The organism is Paraburkholderia xenovorans LB400 (assembly GCF_000013645.1).
Classification (GTDB): Bacteria; Pseudomonadota; Gammaproteobacteria; order Burkholderiales; family Burkholderiaceae; genus Paraburkholderia; species Paraburkholderia xenovorans.
In genome coordinates this window covers 1,053,845-1,080,127 of sequence record NC_007952.1, presented here as the reverse complement: position 1 = coordinate 1,080,127, position 26,283 = coordinate 1,053,845, and the positions used below count along the sequence as shown (strand labels likewise).

Annotated in this window: 21 protein-coding genes; 8 read left to right on the top strand and 13 right to left on the bottom strand. The window is 62.2% G+C overall.

Annotated features, from left to right (window positions below; translation table 11 throughout):
- Window positions 1–17: 17 nt before the first annotated feature.
- On the bottom strand, window positions 18–1,715 hold the full coding sequence (locus BXE_RS26790; protein ID WP_011491263.1) for a SulP family inorganic anion transporter: 1,698 nt from the start codon (window positions 1,713–1,715) through the stop codon (window positions 18–20).
- Window positions 1,716–2,424: 709 nt separating this feature from the next.
- Between BXE_RS26790 and BXE_RS26785 the strand changes: the two genes are divergently transcribed.
- On the top strand, window positions 2,425–3,282 hold the full coding sequence (locus tag BXE_RS26785) for a PA4780 family RIO1-like protein kinase (RefSeq protein ID WP_011491262.1): 858 nt from the start codon (window positions 2,425–2,427) through the stop codon (window positions 3,280–3,282).
- Window positions 3,283–3,412: 130 nt separating this feature from the next.
- Here the strand turns inward: BXE_RS26785 and BXE_RS26780 are convergent, their stop codons facing one another.
- The 11 genes from BXE_RS26780 to BXE_RS26730 form a co-directional block, all read right to left on the bottom strand.
- A complete protein-coding gene (locus BXE_RS26780; protein WP_011491261.1) occupies window positions 3,413–4,468 on the bottom strand; it encodes a LacI family DNA-binding transcriptional regulator in 1,056 nt (351 codons plus the stop codon).
- A gap of 50 nt (window positions 4,469–4,518) precedes the next feature.
- Window positions 4,519–5,715, bottom strand: a complete 1,197-nt coding sequence (locus BXE_RS26775) for an ABC transporter ATP-binding protein (RefSeq protein WP_040124892.1) — start codon at window positions 5,713–5,715, stop codon at window positions 4,519–4,521.
- Window positions 5,716–5,719: 4 nt separating this feature from the next.
- Window positions 5,720–6,637, bottom strand: coding sequence for a carbohydrate ABC transporter permease (locus BXE_RS26770; protein ID WP_011491259.1), 918 nt, complete (start codon window positions 6,635–6,637; stop codon window positions 5,720–5,722).
- A complete protein-coding gene (locus tag BXE_RS26765) occupies window positions 6,637–7,578 on the bottom strand; it encodes a carbohydrate ABC transporter permease (RefSeq protein ID WP_011491258.1) in 942 nt (313 codons plus the stop codon). Before BXE_RS26765 ends, BXE_RS26770 begins: the two co-directional genes overlap by 1 nt.
- Window positions 7,579–7,587: 9 nt before the next feature.
- Window positions 7,588–8,826: an ABC transporter substrate-binding protein gene (locus BXE_RS26760; protein ID WP_011491257.1), complete on the bottom strand. Its 1,239-nt coding sequence runs from the start codon at window positions 8,824–8,826 to the stop codon at window positions 7,588–7,590.
- A gap of 89 nt (window positions 8,827–8,915) precedes the next feature.
- A complete protein-coding gene (locus BXE_RS26755) occupies window positions 8,916–10,328 on the bottom strand; it encodes a GH1 family beta-glucosidase (protein WP_040124894.1) in 1,413 nt (470 codons plus the stop codon).
- 254 nt (window positions 10,329–10,582) lie between these two features.
- Window positions 10,583–11,806 (bottom strand): DUF2252 domain-containing protein, encoded by a 1,224-nt coding sequence (locus BXE_RS26750; RefSeq protein ID WP_011491255.1) that lies wholly within the window; start codon window positions 11,804–11,806, stop codon window positions 10,583–10,585.
- Between the two features lie 43 nt (window positions 11,807–11,849).
- Window positions 11,850–12,617 carry a hypothetical protein gene (locus tag BXE_RS26745; RefSeq protein WP_011491254.1) on the bottom strand — a complete coding sequence of 256 codons (768 nt, stop codon included), beginning with the start codon at window positions 12,615–12,617 and terminating at the stop codon, window positions 11,850–11,852.
- 178 nt (window positions 12,618–12,795) lie between these two features.
- Window positions 12,796–13,761, bottom strand: coding sequence for a transcriptional regulator FtrA (gene ftrA / locus BXE_RS26740; protein ID WP_011491253.1), 966 nt, complete (start codon window positions 13,759–13,761; stop codon window positions 12,796–12,798).
- A gap of 169 nt (window positions 13,762–13,930) precedes the next feature.
- Window positions 13,931–14,362 (bottom strand): rhodanese-like domain-containing protein, encoded by a 432-nt coding sequence (locus tag BXE_RS26735; protein ID WP_040124897.1) that lies wholly within the window; start codon window positions 14,360–14,362, stop codon window positions 13,931–13,933.
- A 244-nt stretch (window positions 14,363–14,606) separates the two neighbouring features.
- Window positions 14,607–17,159, bottom strand: a complete 2,553-nt coding sequence (locus tag BXE_RS26730) for a beta-propeller fold lactonase family protein (protein ID WP_011491251.1) — start codon at window positions 17,157–17,159, stop codon at window positions 14,607–14,609.
- Between the two features lie 557 nt (window positions 17,160–17,716).
- Between BXE_RS26730 and BXE_RS26725 the strand changes: the two genes are divergently transcribed.
- The 3 genes from BXE_RS26725 (at window position 17,717) to BXE_RS26715 (ending at window position 19,324) form a co-directional block, all read left to right on the top strand.
- Complete coding sequence (locus BXE_RS26725; protein ID WP_011491249.1) at window positions 17,717–18,160, top strand: thioesterase family protein; 444 nt, start codon at window positions 17,717–17,719, stop codon at window positions 18,158–18,160.
- Window positions 18,161–18,356: 196 nt separating this feature from the next.
- Window positions 18,357–18,740 carry a nuclear transport factor 2 family protein gene (locus BXE_RS26720; protein WP_011491248.1) on the top strand — a complete coding sequence of 128 codons (384 nt, stop codon included), beginning with the start codon at window positions 18,357–18,359 and terminating at the stop codon, window positions 18,738–18,740.
- Between the two features lie 254 nt (window positions 18,741–18,994).
- On the top strand, window positions 18,995–19,324 hold the full coding sequence (locus BXE_RS26715; protein ID WP_040124899.1) for a hypothetical protein: 330 nt from the start codon (window positions 18,995–18,997) through the stop codon (window positions 19,322–19,324).
- Window positions 19,325–19,508: 184 nt separating this feature from the next.
- Here BXE_RS26715 and nhaR read toward each other — a convergent pair whose 3' ends face one another.
- Window positions 19,509–20,405 (bottom strand): transcriptional activator NhaR, encoded by an 897-nt coding sequence (nhaR, locus tag BXE_RS26710; protein WP_011491246.1) that lies wholly within the window; start codon window positions 20,403–20,405, stop codon window positions 19,509–19,511.
- Between the two features lie 155 nt (window positions 20,406–20,560).
- Here nhaR and BXE_RS26705 point away from each other — a divergent pair, with 155 nt between their 5' ends.
- The 4 genes from BXE_RS26705 to BXE_RS26690 all read left to right on the top strand — a co-directional run bounded on the left by BXE_RS26705 (window position 20,561) and on the right by BXE_RS26690 (window position 26,275).
- Window positions 20,561–21,055, top strand: a complete 495-nt coding sequence (locus BXE_RS26705) for a CBS domain-containing protein (RefSeq protein WP_011491245.1) — start codon at window positions 20,561–20,563, stop codon at window positions 21,053–21,055.
- 81 nt (window positions 21,056–21,136) lie between these two features.
- Entirely contained in the window at window positions 21,137–22,093 is a 957-nt protein-coding gene (locus tag BXE_RS26700; protein WP_011491244.1) for a Tim44 domain-containing protein, read from the top strand.
- 397 nt (window positions 22,094–22,490) lie between these two features.
- Window positions 22,491–25,172, top strand: coding sequence for a cation-translocating P-type ATPase (locus BXE_RS26695; RefSeq protein WP_011491243.1), 2,682 nt, complete (start codon window positions 22,491–22,493; stop codon window positions 25,170–25,172).
- Window positions 25,169–26,275: an AI-2E family transporter gene (locus BXE_RS26690; protein ID WP_011491242.1), complete on the top strand. Its 1,107-nt coding sequence runs from the start codon at window positions 25,169–25,171 to the stop codon at window positions 26,273–26,275. The genes BXE_RS26695 and BXE_RS26690 overlap by 4 nt, the downstream gene beginning before the upstream one ends.
- Window positions 26,276–26,283 lie beyond the last annotated feature (8 nt).

Below are 26,283 nucleotides of genomic sequence, written 5' to 3'. Positions count from 1 at the left end.
GCGCTAGCGCGGCCTCGTCAGGTGCCGGTCGGACTCACCACGCCGGCCGCGCGCAGCGCCTCGTGCAAGGTGTTGAAAATACAACTCGCGTCGATGATCGGTGTGATGCCGTGCCGGTCCATATCCGAGCGCAAATACTGGTTCACGCGTGCGAAGAACACCTCGATGCCGGCGTGCTTCAACGTCGCGCACAACTCGCCCACCGAGCGTGCCGCCGAATAGTCGATATCGGTGATCGCGCTCGCGTCGATCACGAAACAGCGCACCTTGCTGGGCGCCTGGTCGATCAGGCGGCGGGCGTCGTCGACGAAAAAGTGGTCGTTCGCGTAAAACAGATCGGCGCCGAAGCGATAGACGATCAGTCCCGGCCGGGTCTGCATGCCGGGCACGGCGGGCTCCGGCACCCACACACCGTTGTCGCCGGGAACGAGAATCATGGTGTGCGGACGGTAGCTGTGCCGCACGTGACGCAGCAGCGATAGCGCCACCGCCACCAGGATGCCGTGCTCCACGCCGATCAGCACCACCGCCGCCGCGGTGAACACGGCCAGCGCGAATTCGCCGGGGCTTTCGCGGCGAATCGCAAACAAGGTCCTCAGATTGATCAGGCCAATGGCGATCGTAAATACGATGCTGGCGAGAATGCAGTGCGGCAGATACTGCAGGAATCGGCTGAAGAACAGCAGCACCGCGACCGCCACCGCCGCGAACACCAGTTGCGCGAACTGGCTGCGCGTGCCGGCGATATCCCCCATCGCGGTTTGCGTCGGGCTGCCGTTCACCACGAACGCGCCTGAAAACGCGGCCGCCGCATTGGCCACGGCGATACCCAGCAGATCGGCATTGGTGTCGACCGATTCGTGATAACGCTCGGCGAACACGCGACTCGCAGCGGCGCTTTGCGCGACGATCATCACGAAGCACGAAGCCGCGACGGGCAGCAGATCGAGCACCTGCTGCCACGTCACCTGCGGCATGCGCAGCGGCGGCAATCCGCCCGCCACCGGGCCGAGCACGGCAATGCCGTGGGCCGAGAAATGATAGAGATCACTCGCGGCGATACCCGCCACCACCGCGATCAACGGCACGGGCAGGCGCGGCCTGATGCGTTTGAAAGCGAGCGTGGTGCCGACCACCAGCAGTGAAATGGCGAGCGTCGGCCAATGTATCTGCGCCGTTTCGCGCACCACCAGCATGAGTTGATCGATGCTGCGCGAGGCGCGGCCGGGCACGCCGGACATGTCGCCCAGCATGCTGATGCCCACCTGCACGCCAACCCCGGCGAGAAAACCCACCAGCACGGTACGCGACAGGAAGTCGGCCAGAAAACCCAGTTTGAAAATCCGTGCGATGAACAGCAACACGCCGGTCAGCAACGCCACCGTTGCGGCGAGCGCCGCATATTCGGCGCTGGACGCCGGCGCCATCGTGGAAAGCCGGCTCGCGAAAATGGTGGCGGTCGCGGAATCGGCGGCCACGACGAGGTGCCGCGACGCACCGAAGAATGCAAACGCGATCAGCGGCAGAAAGACGGTGTACAGGCCCGTCACGGCCGGCATGCCGGCAATGCGCGCGTAGCCCAGCACTTGCGGAATGTCCATCGACGCAAGCTGCACGCCGGCCAGCGCATCGCGCGCCGCCGCTGCACGGTTCAGAGGAAGGATGCCCTTCAGCACGCCCGCGCGCGCCGTGATACTCGTCAGAAAATCTCGCATACGCGATACTGCCCTAATCTCAGGTTATCGCGCATCGTGCCGCGACTCGGCACTCAAAGGCAAGACTTATAGCCAGAACGGATCGGGAAAACAGCACACCGCAGCGCACGGCGGGCGGCGCTGCGGAAAACATCCGACTGGCGGATTCAACGCTTGAATTGTCCCGTCACCGGATCGACGTGCCGCGCGAAACCAATCAACGCGGCGATGCAGATCGGGCAGGCAATGAAGAACATGGCCAGCATCTCGCACCCCGTAACATATTGTTACCAGCAAGTTTAAGCGATCGGCATGCGAATTGAATGAGGGAAAACGGCAAATCAGTGTGTCGACAACTACAACAATCTGGCGGGCGGCAGTGGTCCTATAGCGCGAAATCCCAGCAGGAAATGCAGCATAAAGCGCAAGGAACCGTATGTTCCACTACGCGCTCCACTACGCAAACGCTTGCGAGCCCTGTGCCTCCAGCCAATTGCATGCCGACCTTGCGTAGCGCCGCCGCGCAATTAGACGGACGCTTCTACTCGCGCGAGCACGCATTGCAGTCATTCAGAGGTTATGCGGGTGCAGTTGCGCCCCACGCAGGGGCTGTTTTCCATGCTTGCCGCGCTCTCCCCGTATAATCCGGCATGACCCGAATCCCGCACCACCCGCCCTCGCAGCCGGCCGCTTGTCGCTGCCGCGTTGCCCATCGCCGTTCGGCGGTCGCATGAAAACGCCGAAACGTCTGCTCCCGCTGGTCGAAGAAGGCCTGATCGACGAAGTCATCTCCCAGTTGATGAGCGGCAAGGAAGCCACCGTCTACGTGGTGCGCAGCGGCGAAGCCACACGCTGCGCGAAAGTCTACAAGGACGCCAAACAGCGCAGCTTTCGCCAGGCCGCGTCCTATCGCGAAGGCCGCAAGGTCAAGAACAGCCGCCAGCAGCGCGCCATGGAAAAAGGCAGCCGCTACGGCCGCGAAGTGCAGGAACAGGCCTGGCAGAACGCCGAGGTCGACGCCCTGTTCCAGCTCGCCAACGCGGGCGTCCGTGTGCCGCAGCCTTTCATCTGCACCGACGGCGTGTTGCTGATGGAACTGGTGACCGACGCTCAGGGCGACGTCGCGCCGCGTCTGAACGACGTCGAAATGACCGAGGCACGCGCGCTCGAATTGCATGCGCTGCTGTTGAACCAGGTGGTGCGCATGCTGTGCGCCGGCATGATTCACGGCGACCTGTCCGAGTACAACATTCTGCTTGCCGCCGACGGCCCGGTCATCATCGACCTGCCGCAAGCGGTGAACGCCGCAGGCAATCTCGAAGCGCCCGCCATGCTCGAGCGCGACGTCAACAACCTCGCCACGTATTTCGGCCGTTTCGCACCGGAGCTGCTTGACACCCGCTACGGCAAGGAAATCTGGGCGCTCTACGAAGCGGGCGCGTTGCATGTCGACGCCGTGTTGACCGGCCACGTGGAAGCGGACACCACCCCCATCGATCTCGAAGCCGTGCTCCAGGAACTGGAAGACACGCGACTCGACGAAGAAGCGCGCCTGCGCTACGAGCAGTCGCTGCACAGCGGCACCTGAGCCGTTGCCGCTCGCGGCGAGGGCAAGGGCAACAGCAACGGCAACGGCAACCGCGCGCAGCGGTTTGCCCACCGCGTGACATCCCGCCAGGGCGTGGGGTTCAAGGTTCAAGCCATCTCGCCAGATCCCGCTAAGGCGTGGGACTCAAACGTGCCGCTTCGATCGCGGTCGCCGCCACGCCCGGCGCCGGCCCCACCGACTCGCGCATCGTCACGCTGACCGGAAACTCGCGGAAAATCTCCCACGTGGTCCGGTAGCACTGGTTGAGCAGCCAGCGCACGGCGTTCTGCGTCAGCTCGGCGGTGGGAATATGCACCGACGTGAGTCCGGGCGCGGCGTACGCAGCGGAGTAATCGTCGTCGTAACCGATCACCGACACCTCGTCGGGAATCGCAATGCCCGCCTGGTGAAAACGCGCCAGCGCGCTCACGGCCATCGTATCGTTCGCGCAGAACACGCCGGTGAAGCGGCGTTTCGTATCGAGCAGTTTCTGTGCGGCGGCATAGCCGCCTTCCGGCGAGAAGTCCGATTCGATCAGCGTGACCTCGCCGCGCGCAATGCCCTCGCGGGCGAGTTCGGCAAAGAAGCCTTGCAGACGCGTCTGGTTGTCCGATGCGGTGAATGGGCCGGAAATCACCGCGATCTCGCGGTGGCCGTGATCGAGCAGCGTGCGCGCCGCCAGTTCGCCGCCACGGTGATGGTCGGCGCAGAACGACGCCTCCGGCAACTGATCGAACGCGCGGTTCAGGAACACCATTTTCGGGTGCATACGGTGCAGCATGATCAGATCCTCGTCATGCAGATCGTGGCTGATCACCACCACGCCGTCGCAATCGCGGCCGATCAGAAAGCGCACCGCCTCGATAGCCTGTTCGCGCGGCGACACTTCTCCGCAACCGGTCGCCACCACCACATGACGGCGCACCGCGCGCAGTTCGGTGTCGGTCTGCTTGAGAATCGTGCCGTAGTAGGAGCCGAAGAACGTCGGCACGAAAATGCCGACCATGCCGAGCGACTGCGTCGCCATTGCCCGGCCGATGGAAGACGGCCGGAAGTTCAACTGCTCGACGGCCGCTTTCACGCGGGCGGCCGCATCCGCTGAGACGGGTCCCTTGCCGGAAATGGCGCGCGAGGCAGTCGACATGCCCACGCCGGCCAGTGCCGCGACATCCTTGAGTGTTGCCACGCGGTTCTCCGTCTGGCATGTTGTATTGTGAGCGACGCCGCGTGGCGGCGCTACAAACGCTGGCCGTTCGCTTCGTCGAACAGGGAGACATGTGTGCTATCGAATGAGAACGCCACGGTATCTTCCACCGCCAACGGCGTTTTCGTCTGGTCGATCGACGCGACCTGCTCTCCATGATAGTCGAGCCAGATAACGCGGTGGTTGCCCATTGGCTCCACCAGCGAAACTTTTGCACGCTCGCTCGCGCCCTCGCCCACCCGCACGTCTTCGGCACGCACGCCGAGCACGCACGGCGATGCATTGGCCGGCGTGGTCCTGAACGGGTAATCCGACACGTCGAGCCGCCAATGTCCGGTGCAGAAATGCAGCGCGCCGTCGCGCGCTTCGAGCGTGCCCTTGAGCAGGTTCATCGCGGGCGTGCCCAGAAAAGTCGCGACGAACAGGTTGTCGGGGCGCGCGTAGACTTCGGCGGGCGTGCCGAACTGCTGGATCACGCCGCCGCGCATCACCGCCATGCGGGTGGCGAGCGTCATTGCCTCGACCTGATCGTGTGTGACGTAAATCATCGTCGCGCCCAGACGTTGATGCAGTTGCTTGAGTTCGCGGCGCAGCTCGGTGCGCAATTTGGCGTCGAGGTTCGACAGCGGTTCGTCGAACAGGAACACATCGGCTTCACGCACGATCGCCCGGCCGATCGCCACGCGCTGCCGTTGACCACCCGAAAGTTGCGCCGGTTTGCGCTTGAGCAGCGGCCCGAGTTGCAACATTTCGGAGGCCCGCGCCACACGCCGCGCAATCTCCGCTTTCGGTGTGCCGTTGATGCGCAACGCGAACGACAGATTGCGCTCCACGCTCATGGTCGGATAGAGCGCATAGGACTGGAACACCAGCGCAATGCGGCGGTCTTTCGGGTCGGCCCAGGTCATGTCTTCGCCGGCGATCTCGATGCTGCCGCCGGTTACGTCGATCAATCCGGCAATGCTGTGCAGCAAGGTGGATTTGCCGCAGCCCGAGGGGCCGAGCAGCACGACGAATTCACCTGCCCGCACGTCGAGATCGAGGTTGTCGATCACCGTGTTCGCGCCCAGCCGGATGGTCAGATTGCGCACGGCGACGTTGGCCGGATTCGTGAGGGCCGCTGCGTGCGTCACCTCGGGACTGCTCACCGCGTCTGCCGCGTTCGCCATGTCTGCCGTGTTTGCGACCGGAGTTGCCATCGCGTTTGCCGGATTAGCCACGTTTGCCATTGCCTTATCCCTTGACGGCGCCGGATGCAATGCCGCGCACGAACCAGCGGCCCGAAACGAAGTAGACCGCGAGCGGCACCATCGAAGTCAGAATGGTCGCCGCCATGTTGACGTTATAGAGGCGTTCGCCGGTCGTCGTGTTGATGATGTTGTTCAGCTGCACTGTCATCGGCAGGTTCCTGGTGCCGGCGAACACGAGGCCGAGAATGAAGTCGTTCCAGATGCCCGTCACCTGCATGATGACCGCCACCACGATGATCGGTGTGGACATGGGCAGCATCAGTTGCAGAAAGATACGCCAGAAGCCGCCGCCGTCGATGCGCGCCGCGTTGAACAGTTCCTGCGGAATCGACACGTAGTAGTTGCGGAACAGCAGCGTCATGACCGGCATGCCGAAGATGGTGTGGATCACCACGATACCCGGCAACGAACTGAACAGATGCACGCTCGCCAGCACGCGCACGAGCGGATAGACCATCACCTGCACGGGGATGAACGCGCCCATCAGCAGCACGCCGAACAGCAGGCCGGCGCCGCGTGGCCGCCAGAACGACAGCGCATAGCCGTTCACCGCGCCGAGCACGATCGACAGGACCGTGCTCGGCACGACAATGCGCACCGAGTTCCAGAAACCGACCTGAATGCCGTTGCAATCGAGCCCGGTGCAGGCTGACTGCCACGCGGCGCTCCACGCGCCGAGCGTGAAATGCGTGGGGAATGCCAGCAGATTGCCCAGACGGATCTCGCTCATCGGTTTGACCGAGGTCACGAGCATCACATACAGCGGCAACAGGAAAAACAGCGCCGCCGTCAGCAGAAATGCGTAGACGCCGAGACGCGCCGGCGTGAACGCCGCGCGGCGGCGGCGCTGGTGTGCGCGGCCAGGTGTGCCGCCTTTCAGCGGCGAACTGAATGTGTTCATCACACCTCCCGGCGAGTCGCCGCGCGGCTGCGGGCATAGAAGAACGGCGCGAGAATCGCCAGCACGGTGGCCAGCAACACGATCGACGCCGCCGACGCGAGCCCGATATTGGCGCGGCCGAACAGATAGTCCATGATGAACTTCGCGGGCACTTCGCTCGCCGTGCCGGGGCCGCCTTGCGTCATCGCGACCACGGCGTCGTAGAGCTTCACCACCATCACGAACAGCAGCACGAAAGCGGTGGAGATGGACGGTCCGAGCATCGGCACGACGATGCTCACGTAGACCCGCCAGCGCGGAATGCCGTCGATACGCGCGGCCTTCCACAGTTCGTCGTCGATGCCGCGCAGGCCCGCGAGCAATAACGCCATTACCAGACCCGAGGCCTGCCATACGGTTGCAATCACGATCGTATAGATCACCCAGTCCTGATCGACGATCCAGTCGAAGCGCGCATGCGCAAACCCGAGCTTGCGCAGCACGGCCTGCGCGCCCAGTTCCGGGTTCAGGATCCACTGCCACACGAGCCCGGTTGCCACGAACGACATGGCGTACGGATAGAGAAACACCGTGCGCAATGCGCCTTCCGCGACCACCCGCTGGTCGATGAAAATCGCCAGCAGCAGACCGATCACCATGCACGCCACGATGAAGCACACGCCGTAGATCACGATGTTCTGCAGCGACAGCAGCCACCGGGCGTTATTGAAAAGCCGCGCGTATTGCGTGAAGCCCGCGAAGTCGCCCGAAGGAAAGGTGCGCGAATTGCTGAGCGACACGCGCGCGGTCCACAGCATCGTGCCGAGATAGGCGAACACGACTGTCAGGACCATCGGCAGCAGCGCCAGCCACACCGCGAAAGGAAAGCGCTTTTTGAGCGGCTTCTTCAGCCTTGCTCTCGTTGCCTTCGATCCGGCGGCCGGCAGCTTGAGCGCGTGCATGGGGCGCACCTAGCTCTTCAACGCACTGGCAAACGCCTTCTGCGCGTCGTCGACCGACTGGTTCCTGTTCCAGAAGTTGGTGATGACGTCGATCAACGCGCCCTGCGTGTCAGGCGAAAGCAGCATCTCCGGATTCGGCAACTGACGCGACTTGTCTTTCATGATCGCAATACCCTCCTTCGCGCAGATGTCGAGACTGCTGGCGTCCACGTCGGGACGAATCGGAATCGAGCCTTTCTTCGCGCTGAATGCGACTTGCGCGGCCGGCGAGGTCATTACCGTGGCAAGCAGATTCTGCGCCTTGATCGTAGTGGGGTTGTCCGTTTTCGGGAACACGAACACGTCGCCCGCGACCAGATACGGCGAATGCGCGCCAAAACCCGGGAAGCAGCCGAAGTCTTTACCCGCGCTCTGGCTGGCCGCCGAGAATTCGCCCTTGGCCCAGTCGCCCATGATCTGCACGCCCGCTTTACCGGAGATCACGAGCGCGGTGGCGTCGTTCCAGTTGCGGCCAGGCGAGCCTGCATCCACGAAATCGTGCAGACGCTTGAACGACGCCAGCACTTTCCTGAACGCATCCGACTTCACCGCATTCATGTCGTGATCGCGATACACCTTCAGATACAGATCAGCACCGCCCACGTCCGCCAGCACCGCGTCGAACGTGATTTTCTCCTGCCAGGGCTGGCCGCCGAGCGCGAGCGGAATCACGCCCGCGGCTTTGAGCTTGCCGAGATCGGCGATGAACTCGTCGTAGCTCTTCGGTTCGGCGGCAATGCCCGCTTTCTGGAACACCGGCTTCGAGTAGAAAAACCAGGCGGGCATGTGGATATCGACGGGTGCGGCGTAGTAATGCCCCTTCACCTTGATGCTGTCGATAATCGACTGCGGGAACACGCTGTTCCAGTTCTCTTTCGCGGCGACTTCGTCGACGTTGTTCAGCAGCCCCTGATCGATCAGGTCGTGAAATTGCCTCGACGTGTTGAACTGCGCGGCCGTGGGCGGATCGCCGCCGACGATCCGGTTGATCGCCGTGGAGCGCGCCTGATCGGCGCCCGCCACCGCGTTGTCGACCCACTGGCCGCCGGCCTTGTTATACGCATCGGCAAACTGGCGAATCGCGGCCGACTCGCCGCCCGAGGTCCACCAGTGAATCACGTTGGCCTTCAAAGGCTCCGCATGCGCGACGACGCCATACAACGCCAGTGCCGCAACCATGCCTCGCAAGACCGTTTTTCTACGATTCATTCTGTCTCCCATCCCATGCAAAGCATATCGATAGTCGCACCAGGCCCAGCACCCATGTTTCAACCCGACATCCCAACCCTCCTTCTCTGCTACTCCCTTCGCGCCTTGCGCTCCTTCAGGAATTTCGACACCAGTTCGGCACTGCGTTTAACCGTGCGTTTCTGCGTAGCGTAATCCACGTGCACGACACCAAAGCGCCGCTCGTACCCGAACGCCCACTCGAAGTTATCCATCAGCGACCACAGAAAATAGCCGCGAATCTCCACGCCTGCCTTGATCGCTTCATCCACCGCGGCAAGATGGCGCTTCAGAAACGAAATGCGTTGCATGTCATCCACCCGGCCGTCGATCACCTTGTCGTCCGATGCCATGCCGTTTTCGGTGATGTAGATCGGCGGCAGATTCCGGTAGGTGGCCTTGAAGCCGATCAGCAGATCGCGCAAGCCGTCCGGATACACTTCCCAACCCATCTGCGTGCGCTCCACGCCTTGGAGCGGCACTTCCCTGAAACCATGCGCACCGTCGCTCGCAACATTGGTGCGGAAATAGTAGTTGATGCCGAGGAAGTCCAGCGGCGCGGCAACGGTTTGCATATCGCCGTCCAGCACCAGCGGCTCGGTACCCGGCCACAGTTCGAATAGATCCCGCGGGTAGCGGCCTTCCAGCAGCGGATCGAGAATCCACGCGTTGTGCTGCACCTCGAACAGATGCGCCGCGCGCTGATCGGCGGCGCTCCCGCTGTTGGCCGTGCCGCGTCCAATGTTGGCGACAACGCCCTTCTGCGAAGCCGGATCGTTGGCGCGCAGCACCGGCATGGCGAGACCGTGCGCCAGCAGCAAATGATGCATGGCCTGCGTGGCATAGCGCGCGTCGGCAAGCCCAGGCGCGTGATGGCCGTTGCCGTAGCCGAGATACGCCGAGCACCAGGGTTCGTTCAGCGTCATCCAACCGTCCACGCTGCCGGCCAGTTCGCGGCTCATGAGGTCGGCGTAGTCGGCGAAACGGTATGCGGTATCGCGGTTCAGCCAGCCGCCGCGATCTTCCAGATGCTGCGGCAAGTCCCAGTGATACAGCGTGACGAAGGTCGCGATGCCCTTCTCCTTGAGCCGTGCCAGCAGGCGCTTGTAGAACTCGAGCCCTTTGCGGTTCGGCACGCCGGCCGTATCCATCACGCGCGGCCAGGCAATAGAGAGCCGGTAGCCTTCGAAGCCAAGCCCGGCCAGCATGTCCACGTCCGCTTCCCAGCGATGATAGTGATCGCAGGCCACGGCACCGGTGTCGCCGGCCAGCACCTTGCCGGGTATTGCCGAGAAGGTGTCCCAGATGGACGGCAGGCGGCCGTCTTCGTTCACCGCGCCTTCGATCTGATACGAAGCCGTGGCCGCGCCGAGCAGAAAGTTCTTGCGCCACAACGACGAGTCCGCGGGCGGCGCGAAAGGATCAGCGAGCGATTGAGAATGGGGAGATGGAGCGTCGGATACAGCGGGTGCGTCGTTTGCCACGGATTCTCCTGGGTGGTTGAACCGGGTACGGCGAAAGTCCTGCACAGCCAGACTGAAGGCTGAAGTGGAAGCGCTTCCACACGACCAGCGAACGATAGCAGCGGCGGATTCAACGCAGCAATCAGGGTTTGTCTGGAGCGATGCTGGCATGCGCGGCATCACGATGCGCCGCGCATGGTGGGCCTCTTGCGGGCGGCGCTGCGAACGCGCCGGAGGCACGCCGGGCGCGATGTCATGCGCCCGCGTGACGAAGCTCAAGACCCCGTGGAGGTGGTGGTCATGTCGAACTCGCCGTTGTCGTACGCGTCGCAATACGCTTTCCAGTCTGCCGCCACCTGGGCCTCGCATTGCATTGCGATGTCGACCAACGGCAACTGCCAGTCGCGGCGATTGCCGAACGCGATCAACTCGTCGGCGATCGACGATTTCTGCCGGCCGCCGCTGCGCAGATGCGCCCATGCGCTCAACTCGGCCATGTTGTCGACCACCTCTTCGAGACGCGGCAGCTTGCCGTCCCAGTCGCTCAGCGCCACGCGGTCTTCGGAAGGCTGCAGACTGCGCAACACATAGGATCGCTGATTGAATTCGACAGCATGTAGGAATGCCTGCGAGACCGCCTGATTACGCCGTTGAATTTCCACCACGCGCTGCGCTTCCGTCTGCCAGGCGGGCTGCGGCGTACTCAGGTGCGGCGTGACGGACGAAGGCAGTGCCTCTTTCAGATCGATCAGATAGTTGCCGTCCGGCGAGCCTTTACCCTCGACGAGAATCACATAGCGGTCCACGCCGAGACTCCCCGTGCCGGCAATCCGCCGTGCGACGTCGAGGATACGGAAGAAGTCGGGATTGGGCTCGGCCGCGGCGAACTTCTGCATGAATTGCGTGACCGCCGCCCGCTGGGTGTCGCTGACCGCCAGCGCTTTCTTGCCGTCCACTTTCAGCGTGCGGGTCTTGCCTTTGAGCGTGGTGCGCCGGTCCAGATGCGCGACCCGCGTGCGGCTCGCAAGCGCGACGAACAGATCGCGCACCATTCCCGTCGCGGTTTCTTCCTCGATCCAGCGCGATTTGCCGTCCGCGAGCGCGGCGCCATACGCTTCCAGGGCGGTATGGCATAGCGCCAGCGCCTGCGCGCGGCTCAGCTTGAGGTCGCTCGCGCCGACCAGCACACTCGTCAGCAGACGCACCAGTTCGTAGAGATTCGGCGCGAGGCACGCTTCGTCGAAGTCGTTGTTGTCGAAGTAGATCAGGCGATTGTCGGCCTTGTAGCTGCCGAAATTTTCCAGATGCATGTCACCGCAGATCCATACCGGCGGCGCGTCGTCGAGCACCGTGTTGCTCGGCAGGCGTTCGTAAAACAGGTGGCAGGTGCCGCGCAAAAACACGAACGGTGAAGTGCGCATGGCCTTGTATTTCATCGCCAGCCGCTCGGGATCGCGCCCTGCGTTGAAACCGGCGATGGTCTTTGCGACATCGAGCATGAGTTTCCCCTGAATATGCGGCCTGGTGCGGCTCAACCATCGTTCAATGCGGGCGTATGGAATCCGCGAGCGCATGCAGATTGAGCGGCTTCACGCGAATCACGCCGCCGCGCGGACTGTCGATATCCGCAATCAGCGTGAACGACAGCGACACCACCAGCGGTACGATCAGCAGCAATCCCGCGCCCGCCTTCAGTGCGCGCGCGCCGTAGCCGACCAGCAGATTGGCGCCCATTGCAATCAGCGTCATGAGCGCCCAGGCCGCATACGGAATGCGATTCCACCACGCGGCCTGGGTATAGCCTTGCGTATTGAGCACATCGTTCATTCCTGACACGGCGAGCGCGACAACCGGCGTGGGCTGCGCGGCGGCAGCCTGCTTCACAGTAGACCACATTGCGCCCTGCAGGCGCTCGGTCTCGGCGTTGACCCTCGCCAGTTCGTGCGCGTCGCGCGTGGTATAGAACAGCACGCGCTCGTCCAGATACGCTTTCAGCAGGCCACGCACCGCCGCTGCGTCGGCGGCCGGCAACAGGTCCGCGCGAACGTATTCGGTGCCGATCGCGTTGGCCTCTTCTTCCTCGTAATTCTTGCGCTGGTCGTAGCGCCCCACCGCCATCGAAAAAGTGAAACCGATGATCAGCGCAAGCAGCGTCAACGTAGCAGCCTGTATCACGCTGAAGTCTTCGCGAGCCTCGTCCTCGATTTTTCTGAAGCGCCGCAGGAGCGCCGCGCCGAGACGCGCCGACAGCCACATCAGCACAAAGGACACAATGAACACGAGTGCCGGGTAGTCGAGGATATTTTGCATGGCGAGCGTTTTTGTTGGAGCGATTGGGCGGGAAACGCTTTGCGACGAGGAATCAACCTGCACGATTGCTGCATGATAAGCGTCGTAGCATGAGTACGGATAGAGACCCGGCGCCTGTTTGCGATCATGGCCTGAAGACACCGAACCTGCGAACCCACTCACCCGGTCCGATGCAATACTAAGCCGTTTCCCGCGCGCCGAACTTCTTGCGATACGCAGCCGGACTCGTCAACGCAATGCGCCGGAAATGCCGACGCAACGATTCCTCGGAACCGAATCCCGCCAGCTCCGCCACGCGCGCCATAGGCAGCAGCGCCCGCGCTTCGAGCAGCTCGCGCGCAATGGCCACGCGCTCGCGCACAAGCCACTCATAGGGCGCCATGCCGGTGGCGTCGTGAAACTGCCGCTGCAATGTGCGTGGACTCATCGCCGCGCGCTCGGCGAGTGAACGCAAGGTGTGCGGCAAGGCGGGATGACCGCGCACCCAGTCCATCAGTCTGGACAGGCGGCCGCTTTCGCCGTGCGGCATGGGACGCGGCACGAACTGCGCCTGCCCGCCCTCGCGATGCGGCGGCACCACGAGCCGCTGCGCGACCCGGTTCGCGACCGCGCTGCCGTGATCGCGCCTCACCAGATGCAACAGCATGTCGAGCCCCGCTGCCGAGCCCGCCGACGTGATGATCTGCCCTTCGTCGACATAGAGCGCGTCCGGCTGCACGCGCAACTGCGGATAGCGCTGCTGCAATGTGTCGGCATAGCGCCAGTGGGTCGTGACGGTCTTGCCGTCGAGCACCCCCGCGGCCGCGAGCACAAACACACCGGAGCAGATCGAACAGAGGCGCGCGCCGCGTTCATAAGCCGCGCGAATCTTCTTTAGCAGCGGTTTGGGTGGCACTTCGCCGGCATCACGCCAGCCGGGAATCACGATCGTGTCCGCGCGCTCCAGCAACTTGAGCGTGTAAGGCGCGGCGAGAGTCACGCCGCCTGCCGCGCGAATCGGGCCCGGCTCGCTTGCGCAGACCGCAAAGCGATACCAGTCCACGTCGAGTTCGGGACGTTCGAGCGCGAACAGCTCGGTCACACAGCCGAATTCGAAGGTGCAGAGCCGGTCGTAAGCGAGCGCGACGACGAGATGATTGTGCATGGCGTGATGTTACCGGAGATTGATGATTCCGCCACCTACTCCGTGTGGAGCATAACGCCACAGCGAAAGACTCCTGATGTCCATGCGCGATAACAAGTGAGAGAAATGCGAAAGACCGGAAAGTGATCTGTCGTCGCGCCGTGTTTCGCATTTGCTGATTCAGGCTGCCTTACCTGGCCGGGTTACAGATCATTTTTTCGCTGCCGGTAGCTAGCTGGAAACCCTCGTCGAGCCAGCCGGTAATGCCCCCGATCATTACCTTGACAGGGCGTCCTAATTCGGCAAGTTTGATCGCGGCACGAGTCGCACCGTTGCAATGCGGGCCCGCGCAGTAAGTGACGAAGAGCGTATCGGGCGGATATCCAGCGAGCTTCGACGCCACGATCTTGCCATGCAGGAGGTTCACTGCGCCTCGCACATGGCCGCGTGCGAAAAGTGCGGGACCACGCACGTCGAGCAGCACGAAATCGACGGAGTGCGGGTCGTCGCTTTCGAGTGCCGCATGCACATCGGCGCAATCGGTTTCGAACGACAACAAGCTACTGAAGTGAGCAAGTGCGGCAGCACTGTCAGCGGGTGGGACGGCTGAGACCGGGGACATGCGACTCTCCTTCTGCGTGTGGGGATGCAACGCATTGTCCGGGTCCTGTGCACGATCAGCTAGTGGCGTGAATGACATATTCCGGTAAGATCACGCCACGCCTGACGGCCGCGCTCGCGGTCGTTGCGCCTGGACATGTTAGTCGGCATCGAGCGTCTTCCAATCGCACCTGGTCCGCGCCGAACATCGTCGCAGCACGCCCGCCCCCGTGGGGCCGGAGATCGACGCGCCCCGCACGACATCGTCAAGGTTGCACGATCGCAATATCGTAAGGCCGCGCGCCGACCCCGAACGGGCTACCGGGAATATCGGTCAACGCCCCGGTGGTCTGATTGATCTGCTTGATACCCACGGTGATGTGGATGAAATTTGCCGCGAACAGCAACGTGCCTGTCGGATCGAGCGTGACGAAGACAGCACCGCCGCCGCCAACCGTATCAACGTCGCCGGTAATCTGCGTCAGTGCACCCGAGGTGGCGTCAACGTTGTAGGTCAGAACAGCGCCGTCCTGGCCGGTCGCCACGAAGGCGAGCGTGCCCGAGGCATTGAAGGCGGTGTTCATCGATGCGCCATCCTGATACGCGTAGCCCATCGCAAACGGACTTCCGGCAATGGCGGTCAGGACTCCCGTCGATTGATCGATGCTGAAGCCCGTCACGTTGCCTTGCGCATTGGTGGCGTACACGTGAGTCCCTGACGGATCGGTGGTGATGCCCATAGGCTGATTCCCGCCGTTGGAAAACGGGCTGCCGGCCACCGGTGTCAAAGCACCCGTGCCTGCGTCGATGCTATACACGGAAATCGTCGTTCCGTTCTGATCCGCCACGAAAGCGAAGGTGCCGGCCGGATTGATCGCCACCTTGGTCGGTACCGAGTCCGTTGCAAATGGGCTGCCGGGCACCGGGGTCAGCGCGCCCGTACTACGGTTGATGCTAAAAACGGAAACCGTATTGCTGTTTGCATTGGGGACAAAGACCAGTGTGCCGGCCGGATTCACGGTGACGGAATTCGGCGTGACGCCAACCGGATAAGGACTGCCCGGAAGCTGCGTCAATGCGCCCGTGCTGTGATTGATGCCATACACCGACAGCGTGTTCGTATTCTGACTCGGAACGAAAGCATACGTGCCGCTAGCGTCCACGGTGATCCAGCGGTTCTGCGCGCCGGCTGCAAATGGGCTGCCCGGAATGGTCGACTGCGCCCCTGTGACGGTGTCGATCGTGTAGCCCAGGATTTGCCCGTTGTTGTAGTCGGGCACGTACATATAGACCGGCCGGCTCGTTACCACGCATTGGACCGCAACGTTGCTCACGTTAGCCGTGACGCCGCCGGCGCTGCCATTCGTGACCGTGCATGTCTGATTGGTGGGCTGGGTGCCGACCGTTACGTTGTAGCTCCCGCCGTACGCCACAGGCGTGGCAAAGGCGAAACTGCCGTTGCTGGCGATGGTGGTCGAGTCAGCACCGTTGTTCTGCAGCACGAGCGTACCGCTGAGGCCCGTCACGCTGCCGCTGACGGTGTAAGTGTCGATGGCGCAAACGACGCTCACATTGGTGACGTTGGCGGACACACCGCCGGCGCTGCCATTCGAAACCGTACATGTCTGCCCGGTGGGCTGCGTCGCGACGCTCACGTTGTAGCTGCCGTTGTAGGCGATTCGTCCGGCGAAGGTGACGTTGCCGTTGCCGCTGACGGTGGTGGCGTCGACGCCGTTGTTCTGGAGCACCACCTGCGCTCCGCCCGCCAGACCAGAGACGTTGGCGCTCACGGTGTAACTGTTGGCCGAGCAACTCACGACCAAATTGGTTATGTTGGCGGTGGCGGCCACGCCGGTGCCCTGACCCACGCTACAGGTCAGGCCGGCGGGCTGATTGCCCACGCTGACCGTGTAGGCGCTCGCGATCGGCGTCGAGAACCTGAAGGCGCCGTTGGCCGGAACGACCAGCGCATTGGCTCCGTTGAGCAGCAGCGTCAGCGGGCCACCCGATAGCCCGGAGACCTGACCGCCCACCGTGAAGCTCACGTTGGAGGTTACCGTCGAACCCGTGGTCGGGGTGGTCGGCAACGAAACCCGAACCGATAACCCCGCGCCTGAGGCCGGCGCAATCTGCACGCTCGCGGAGGTCGGTGCCGTCAACGGATAGGCGTCGAAGAAGGCATCCATGCCTTGACCATCGGCAGCGAATGACGTGGCGCCTGCCGAGAATCCGCTCGTCGGCACACCGTAAGTGTTTTGCAGAAGCAGCAGCAAGGATGCCGTCATCACATCCGACTGCGCCCGCTGGTATTGCGCGCCCGTCACTTTGGGCAGCAAGGCCAGCGCTTGCGCAGCGGTAGCCGGAGCCGGATTGCTTGTCACCATCCCGGCGGCGGCGTAGGCAATCAGGGTGGTCAGCGGATCGATGTTGACCACGCCGTTGATCACGGGCGTCCCCTGCACAGGAACGGCAACGGACATCAGCGAAACACCGGAGGGGGTGGTGTATCCCTCGACCGAGAAGGCGGCCGCGCCCGCTGCGCAACGGCTCGTATCCATCGTATAGGAGCCGTTGCTCGCCGTCGTCGCCTGCGCGCACAGTCGACCTGTTGAATCCACCGCCTGAACGGTCCGACTGACAACCGGGCGGCCATAGGCCACCGTACCCGTGACGCGGTAGGTTGCCGGTGGAGTCGTTGCAGGCTTCGCTGTGCTCGAATCGACCGAGCCGCTGCATGCAGTGAGCACACCACTGACCAGGACGGCAGTCAGGAAACCGAAGAAAGTGCGGGAAAGTGGTGGGTGACCTTGCATGTTCATTGTTTTCTACTTATGTCGGTGTCGTGGAGGTGTGCCGGATTATGTGATCGAAATGCCAGGCAAAACGAAATCGATGATAAGACAACGTTTCAGCGTTGCTTGCGGGACACTAACGTCCATTGACGGCTTGCTTCGAAGGTGCTACGTCCGTAGCGTTTCGAGAATGAGGGGCTGAAGCCAGAGCCGGTAATTACAATTACCTGCTGGGCGATGTCTCGCGCGCGGCTGATTACCGGCAGCCAGCGCGCCGCCATAACCTGACATACCGTGTAGGGCAGAATTCGCTTTGGCCGCCCCGCAGCGAGCACTCTATGCGAATGCCGGGCGGTCCAATGTAGACACTTGTGAGAATTCAATTGATTCCAATGAGACAACCAGAAGATGCGCCCCACGCGTTTCAGACCGCACGGTGCCCACCACGTACGGTCCCTTTCACGACCAGAACGGATGCCCTCAGAAATCGCGATGACGGCTTTCCGCCCCCCGCACATTGAACAGCTAGAATCGCACGTCAGCGCCTAGCACGCCCCCCTCTTCCAACCCACAATTTTCACGTCATGGCCCGCATTCAACTGCAGTTTCCCGAGGACCAGTTTTATTATTCGACGCATCTCACAGTGCGCGTCACCGACATCAATGGCGCGAACCACCTCGCAAACGATTCGATGATCTCGATGATTTCCGAGGCCCGCGCACGCTTCCTGTTCGACGCCGGTATCGAAGACATGAAAGACGCGCACACGAGCATCATCGTGACCGATCTCGCCACGACCTATCGCGCCGAAGCTTACGCGCGGGACCAGTTGTGCTTCGAAGTCGGCATCATGGATTTCAACAAATACGGCGGCGACATCATCTTCCGCATCACGCGGCCGGCAGATGGCGCGCTTGTGGCGATGGCGAAGTCCGGTTTCGTGTTCTTCAACTACGAGACGAAAAAAGTCGTGCCGATGCCGCAGGCGTTCCGCAACAAGTTTCCGAACGTCAACGCGGTCGACTGACGTCTCAGTTGCTGACCGTAGGCAATTCGCGAAGTCGCCCCCTTGCTGGCAACTACCTGCCGCGATGAAGATTAGACTGCTACCTGGTGCGGTAAAAGCGCTCATTGAGCGCATGCTTCGTGGAGTTCCGAAATCGTCGGTGTTCATTCCATGACGCACGCGATAAACGAACGTAAACGGTATGCGGAGGCACGTCATGCGGGAAGAAAAGATACGTGAGGCCCTGAATGCGCACTGGCAAGCGTCGGCGGCCGGCGACTTCGACGCGGAACACGATATTTACGATGATGATGCCATCTGTGACTATCCCCAGTCGGGTGAACGCATTCTCGGGCGAATGAATTTGCAGGCGCTGCGGAGTCATCATCCAGGCAAGCCAGCAGGATTCGAGGTCAGGCGAATTCAAGGAGAAGGAAATCTCTGGATCACGGAATATTCCATCAGCTATAACGGGAGACCTGCTTACACGGTAAGCATTATGGAGTTCCGCAACGGCAAGGTCGTTCACGAGACCCAGTATTTTTCGGATCCCTTTGAAGCGCCGGGCTGGCGGAGTCAATGGGTTCAGCAGATCGGGTGACAACCCGTTGCGGCACACATGCAAGTCGGCTGGACGCGACCAGCTTTCCGAAAGCAGGATCTGTGCGGTGGCAACTGCGCACGCAGCGGCCAGTCGAACGGCGTGGCGCATCTGCCAGGCGCAGATGAAAACCATTTGCTGCAATGCACATCGTTTCGTCTAAGAGCCCGCGGCACGGTCATTGCTGCACTCGTGATCAAGCAGGCGGCGACCGTCTGCGTCTCTATTCCAGTCAGATCAAGGAGGGAAGGATCATGAGCAAGGCAACCAGCACATTAATCGCGGCCCTCGCCGCACTCACGCTGTCGGGCGGCGCTTATGCGCAAACCGCCGGAGGTTCGAGCGGCAGTGGTTCGGCAGGCAGCACGGCTAGTCCCGCCAATCAGGTGAACCAGGTAAATGGCGCAACTGGCGGCTACGGTGCGCCAGGCGCTACCAACTCGGACAGCGGCACCGCCAACAGGGCGCCGAACTCGGGCCTGCCGAGTGGCACGAACAGCAGTTCGACGTCCGGCACCAGCGCGCCCAAGAGCAACAACACGCTGGCGACTCCGAGCGTAGTGTCGCCGGCGGCCGGCCAATAACAGCTGTTAAAAATGGCAACCAGCCGCGAATAAAGCGCAAAGCGAACACGCTTCCATTGCACGGGGCGCGAGCACAATCGCCGCCCCGGTTTCGCGGCTGGCAAGCGCCAGTTAGCATGCGCCGCGGCACTGGGCTTTCCCGTCATCGCGCCCCACGGCTGCGGATCCGAGCCAACGCCCACATCTATCCGTTGAACAATTCACTACGTGCGGCGTCCATGATCATCGCGACAGCCGGGTGGCTGATTCGGCGCTCGATCGAGATCGCAAAGAACTCTTCCACAATGGAATTGATCTGGCCAACCATCGTCAGATCGTGCTCTGCCTGTAACTGGTTCTCCAGCACCGTCGGGGCAAACAGCACGCCGCGGCCTTCTCTGCCGAATGCCATAGTCATGGCCCCGTCGTCGAACTCACCGACGATGCGCGGCGAAATGGCATGCGACGCGAGCCAGTGATCCAGCTTGCGCCGCACGGCGGATTCCGTGCCGGGCAGCAGCACAGGCAATTGACCGAGCGACAGCGGGAAGCGTTTTTTCCCGCTTTGAATCAGCGCCTGCGCACCGAAACAGCTAAGCGTAGAACGGCCGAGCCGGTGATTGAACGCCTTGATGTTGACGTCGGCGGGAATGGGGGCATCCGCGATGATCAGATCGAGCCGGTGTACGGCCAGTTGCGCGAGCAGCGCATGCAGCTTGCCTTCGTGACAGATCATACGCAGCGACACGGAGCCGCTCAGCGCCGGTTCCAGTAGCCGGTACGCGATCGCCTTGGGCACCGAATCCGCGATCCCGACGCGGAACCGCGTTTGCGCGCCGGCTTCGCTCTCGCGCCGCACGGCGCTTTCCAGCTCCGAGCCTAGCGAAAATATTTCATCGGCGTAATCGAGCGCCAGGCGGCCCGCATCGGTGAGCTCGATCGTTCGTCCGTTTTTCCTGAACAGCTTTTTATCCAGCGCTTCTTCGAGCAGTTTGATCTGCCCGCTGAGCGTTTGCGGCGAGATGTGCAACTGCTCGCCCGCCTTCACGATGCCTCCCGCGTGCGCCGCGACCCAGAAGTAATGCAGATGCTTGAAGTTCACGCCTTCTCCCTTTCTCCGTCAAACCATCAACACTACGGTTTTTCCGAAGTATTAGCAGCAAAAATACGCATTTTACGCTTCGTCGTGTTCAGTTACATTGAAGCCTCGTACTTAGGCGCCAGCGGGCGGCTAACGACCACTGACAGAGGTGACATATGGCATCGGTTGCGCAACTCCTTCGTTCAAAAACGTCCCAGAGGGTGTGGTCGACTCAGGCCTCCGCTTCGGTGTACGACGCGATAGCGGTCATGGCTCACCGGCAGGTGGGCGCATTGATCGTCGCACATGAGGGACGTATCGCCGGCATCGTGACGGAGCGCGACTACGCACGAAAAATCGTCCTGATGGACCGCTCTTCGCGGCATACGCCTGTGCGCGACATCATGTCGACGGCCGTGCGCTACATCGGCCCGGACCAGACAACCGAAGAATGCATGGCGCTCATGACGGAGCACCGGATCCGCTATCTGCCTGTCATCACCGCAGGACAGGTGATCGGAATGGTGTCGATCGGCGACCTGGTTCAGAACCTGATTGTCGAGCACGAACAGACCATCCAGCAGCTCGAGCACTATATCCACGGTAACGGTTTTCAGGCCGCGCAGAGCGGATCGCAGGCGCGGCGAGCAGCAAGTCTGACCAGACAATAATATTACTGTTCGTAATGTTTTTTGCGCGACTGGAATCGTGCAACGCGGGCAGTCCCCCTTGCTTACCGAAAGAGGCTTCATATGTACACGCAGATCATCAATCGACTTCGAAGTGCTGCCGGCGCGATAACGCGCGGGACAGCGGCGCTCGGTCTGGCCGGACTTCTTGCCCTCGGCGCCGTGGCCTCGAACGACGCCGAAGCGAAGCGCGTCGGCGGCAGCCAGAGCATCGGACGGCAGTCGCAAGCGACGTCGCCGGCCGGGCAAGGACAACGAAGCCAGCAGGCACAACCGGCACAGCAGACAGCGCAGACGCCCGCGGCCTCCGGTGCCAGCCGTTGGATGGGCCCGCTCGCCGGGCTCGCCGCCGGACTCGGCATCGCGGCGTTGCTCTCGTCGTTCGGTCTGGCCGAAGGGCTGGCGCAAATGCTGTCCAATGCGTTGCTGATCGGCCTCGTGGTTGTCGCCGGGGTGATGCTGTTCCGCTTCATCGCCAACCGTCGTCGGCCGGATCTGGCTTATGGACACGGTCCGGCGAACCGGCAGCAAACGAACGGCGCGCCGTTTCTCAATCAGGTCCGCGAAGCGCGGCCTGACACGAATCTCCGCGACTGGCCGCGCACAACGATGGACGCGACCGGAGCGGCGAGCAGCGTGAAAGCACCGGAGCTCGCGGATCAGGCTGCATTTCTCGTCTCGGCGAAGGCCATGTTCATGCGTCTTCAAGGCGCGTGGGACCGTAATGAACAAGGCGATCTGTTCGAGCTGACAACGCCGGAAATGTTCGCGAGACTCAAGCAGGATCTGGAAATCCGGGGCCACGAGCCGAGCCGTACGGACGTGACGCAACTCGAAGCCGAAGTGCTGAACACGGAAAGCAGCGCAGATGAAACACTGGTCAGCGTGCGCTTTTACGGCCAGATGCGTGAGGACGACGCGCAGATCGTCCAGCCGTTCCAGGAAATCTGGAACATGGTCAGGCGCGCACATGGCGACGAAGGCTGGCGACTGGCGGGCATCCAGCAGATCGACCATTAAAGGAACACTATTGGGAACCGGCGGCAAACTGCTGCCGGTTCCCATGTCCAGTATTGCTCTGATCTCACACCCTGTCCTCGCACCTGAATTTTCAGAACGGCGCAAAACAGCCAGCAGTACTTGCTAACGAGCACCGTGGGTACGGCGAGGATGTCCCCATACGGCCACAGTCGCCTGACGGCGTGGCTCTGCCTCACAGCGCGCAGTAGCACATGGTTCGACATTGACACCAGAAGCACGCTCAGCGCGCCCCTTCCCTTCCTGATTGACCTGTGTCAAGCCAGCGCAAGCTCACGAGGACGATGCTGATTCCAGACTCACCGCCGCACACTGCGATTTGCAATGCCGGCGGTCGAAACCAGGAAAAGCATCGTTCGATCAGCGCACAGGTTACGGCATGAATCCTCGAGACATGCAGCATCCCGCACCACCTGAGCAGCGCGCCTGGCATGCGGAGACGGCAGAGTCTACGATTGAACGCTTCGGCACCGACGCGACAAGGGGACTCGATACCGCCGAGGCGGCGCGTCGGCGCGCGGTCTACGGACGTAACGAAATCATCGAAACGGAACGGCGTCGGATCATCACGATGCTGATCGAGCAATTCAAGGATTTCATGATCCTCGTTCTGCTCGCTGCCGCAATCGTGTCGGGACTCGTCGGCGACCTTGAAGACGCGCTCGTGATCGTCACGATCGTCGTATTGAACGGAACGATTGGCTTCTTTCAGGACTTTCGCGCCGAGCACGCCATGGCGGAACTCAAGCGGCTGGCCGCGTTTCACGCGTCGGTAGTCCGTGACGGACACCCGTTGACGATTGCCGCCGCCGAAGTCGTTCCCGGAGATATCGTCCTTCTCGAAGCAGGCGGCGCCGTTCCAGCCGACCTGAGAGTGATCGAAGCACCCCAGTTAAGGGTCAGTGAAGCCACGTTGACGGGCGAGGCCGCCCCCGTTGACAAGCATCCGCAGCCGCTAACAGGCGATGCGACGCTCCCCATCGCCGATCGCACCAACATGGTCTACAAGGGCACTGTCGTGACCTATGGGCGGGCGCGCGGCGTCGCAGTCGCAACGGGGATGAACACGGAACTCGGCAAGATCGCGGCGCTGCTGGAGTCGGCTCCCGCATTGCAGACCCCGCTGCAGCAGCGCCTGAGTCGATTCGGCAAGCAACTCGCCATTGCCATTCTCGCAATCTGCGCGCTGATATTCGTGTTCGGCGTATCGAGTGGAGAGCCGCCAATACTCATGTTGCTGACCGCACTGAGCCTTGCCGTCGCCGCCATTCCAGAAGCATTGCCCGCCGTCGTCACGATGATGCTCGCCCTCGGTGCGCGCAGCATGGCGCAGCGCGCTGCGCTGGTCCGGCGCCTTCCCGCGGTGGAAACGCTTGGCTCCGTAAGCTTCATCTGCACAGACAAGACGGGCACGCTGACACTCAACGCAATGCGCGTGGTCGAAGTATGTCCGGCGGGAACGCAGCGGCTGCAAACCGCGAACATGGGCGTCGACGATATTACCGGGCAGCTGCTGCGGGCCGTTTCGCTGTGCAACGACGCGACGTACGATGCATCCGGCAAGCTAGCCGGCGATCCCACTGAAGTGGCACTGTGGGAGGTCGCCGCGGACGCCGGCATCGATCGCTCCGCTCTCGACAGATCGATGCCGCGCTGCACGGAAATGCCGTTTGATTCCGTACGGAAACGCATGACCACCGTGCATCGCGCTGAAGACTCATTTATCGCGTATACCAAGGGCGCGCCTGAAACCGTGATTGAACGGTGTACGTCGGTTGTCGGACAGGACGGCACGCCGTTCGACACGACAACCTTGACGTCGATGGCGGGTGCGATGGCGGCGGATGGACTGCGTGTGCTTGCCGTGGCAATGCGCCGCTGGCCGCAAAAGCCACCGGCCGACACCGACGAACTCGAATGCGACCTGACGCTACTCGGCTTTATCGGCATGCTCGATCCACCTCGCCCGGAGGCCGCGGGTGCCGTCGCATTGTGCAGGCAGGCCGGCATCACTGTGGTGATGATTACGGGAGACCACCCGATCACCGCGTTGGCGATTGCCAGGTCAGTGGGCATTGCCAGCGATGAAGCACAGGTGATGACCGGGTACACGCTGGGCAAGCTGTCGGACGAGGCACTGCTCGAAGCGACACAGCGCATCCGCGTCTACGCAAGGGTGGATCCCTCGCAGAAGATCCGCATCGTAAAGGCAATGCAGTCGACGGGGCACTACGTGGCGATGACCGGCGACGGCGTCAACGATGCACCTGCCCTTGCGGCGGCAAACATCGGCGTGGCGATGGGCAAAGTCGGCACTGACGTCGCGCGCGAAGCGGCCAGCGTGGTCCTGCTCGACGACAATTTCGCAACGATAGTCGCGGCAGTCCGTGAAGGCCGACGGGTTTATGACAACGTTCGCAAATTCATCCGTTACGTATTGACCGGCAATCTGGCGGAACTCTGCGCCATCGCGCTGGCACCGCTTTTTGGCCTTCCGATCCCCCTGCTGCCAATCCAGATCCTGTGGATCAACCTGCTGACCGATGGCTTGCCGGGGCTTGCACTGGCCGCCGAGCCTGCCGAACCGACCATCATGCAACGCCCGCCAAGGCCGCCCGACGACAGTCTGTTCGCACATGGACTATGGCAGTACATCGTGCGGATCGGCATCGCGATAGCAGCCGTAACGATGGGCACCCAATGGTTCGCGATGGGACTCGACGACGCACACTGGCGCACCATGACCTTCACCGTGCTGGCCTTGTCCCAGATGGGGCATGTGCTCGCGATCCGTTCCGGGCAGACCTCGATCTTCACCCAGGGTTTGCTGTCGAACCGCCCGCTCGCTGCCGCGGTTGCACTGACTGTCGTGTTGCAGCTCGCCGCGATCTACGTTCCCGTGCTCAACAACATCCTCGATACCGCGCCGCTGAGCGCGCCGGAACTGGGTTTTTGCATCCTCGTGTCCGCGCTGATCTTCGTTCTGGTGGAAACAGAAAAGTGGATCATCCGTCGCCGGTTAGCCAGCGTATCCGCAACTGCAAGTTTTCCTAACCAATGAAGCCCACCCCGATCATGCTGGACCGCAAGCGTGTCATTCAGGCCATGTTGCTCGCCGCAATCCTGGTGCTTGGTTACGTCGTTCTTTGGCCATTCGTGATACCTGTGGCGTGGGCGCTAATCATTGCGTATGTAACGTGGCCGCTGTACTGCCGGCTCCACGCGCTGATAAGAGGCCGCGCATGGATAAGCGCTCTGTTGATGACACTGCTGGTCGGAGTGGTTGCATTTATCCCGATTGCGTCGCTGATTTCACCCGTCTTTCGCGAGTTTCTGGCGCTCTACCGCAACGTTGCCGAATACGCCGCGTCCGGCCCGCTTCGCGTTCCGGATTTCATCGCGCGCATTCCATGGCTAGGACATTCGCTGCAGCAGCTCGTCAGCGAATTCGCGGATGACCCTCAAAGGCTGCATGCCTACATTACGCAGTCGGGCGACCGCTGGGTCGGCGAGCTCGCGTCAATGGTCGGCAGCGTTGGGCGCAATGCGGTCAAACTGGGTTTCGCCACCCTGACGCTGTTCTTCGCGTATCGCGACGGACGCGCCCTGCTCCTGCAGGTTCAAGGTGTGATGCGGCCGGTTCTGGGCGATCGGCTCGATGGCTATCTGAGTGCGATCGGCGGTGTCACGCGCTCGGTCGTCTATGGACTCGCCCTCACTGCAGTCGTGCAAGGCGCGCTTGCCGGATTGGGTTATTGGGCCGCGGGTGTCAAGGCGCCGCTGCTCCTGACGATCATCACAACGCTGGCGGCGTTGATTCCGTTCGGTACACCGTTCGTCTGGATACCTGTAGGCGTCGGACTTATTGCAAACGGCAACATGTTCGCCGGCGTGGGACTTCTTTTATGGGGCGCGCTGGTGGTGAGCTGGGTCGACAACCTGATCCGGCCTATGGTCATCAGCAATGCCGTGCGCGTGCCGTTTCTGCTCATTCTGTTCGGCGTACTGGGCGGCATTGGCGCATTCGGGTTTATCGGACTTTTCGTCGGGCCGGTCGTGGTTGCCATCCTGCTCGCGTTATGGAGGGAATGGTGCACGAGTGAGACCGGGACAGGCTCGGTCGATAGTACAGGTCAGCCGTCGTCGTTCACACGCCGAACGTGAGTCCGGGT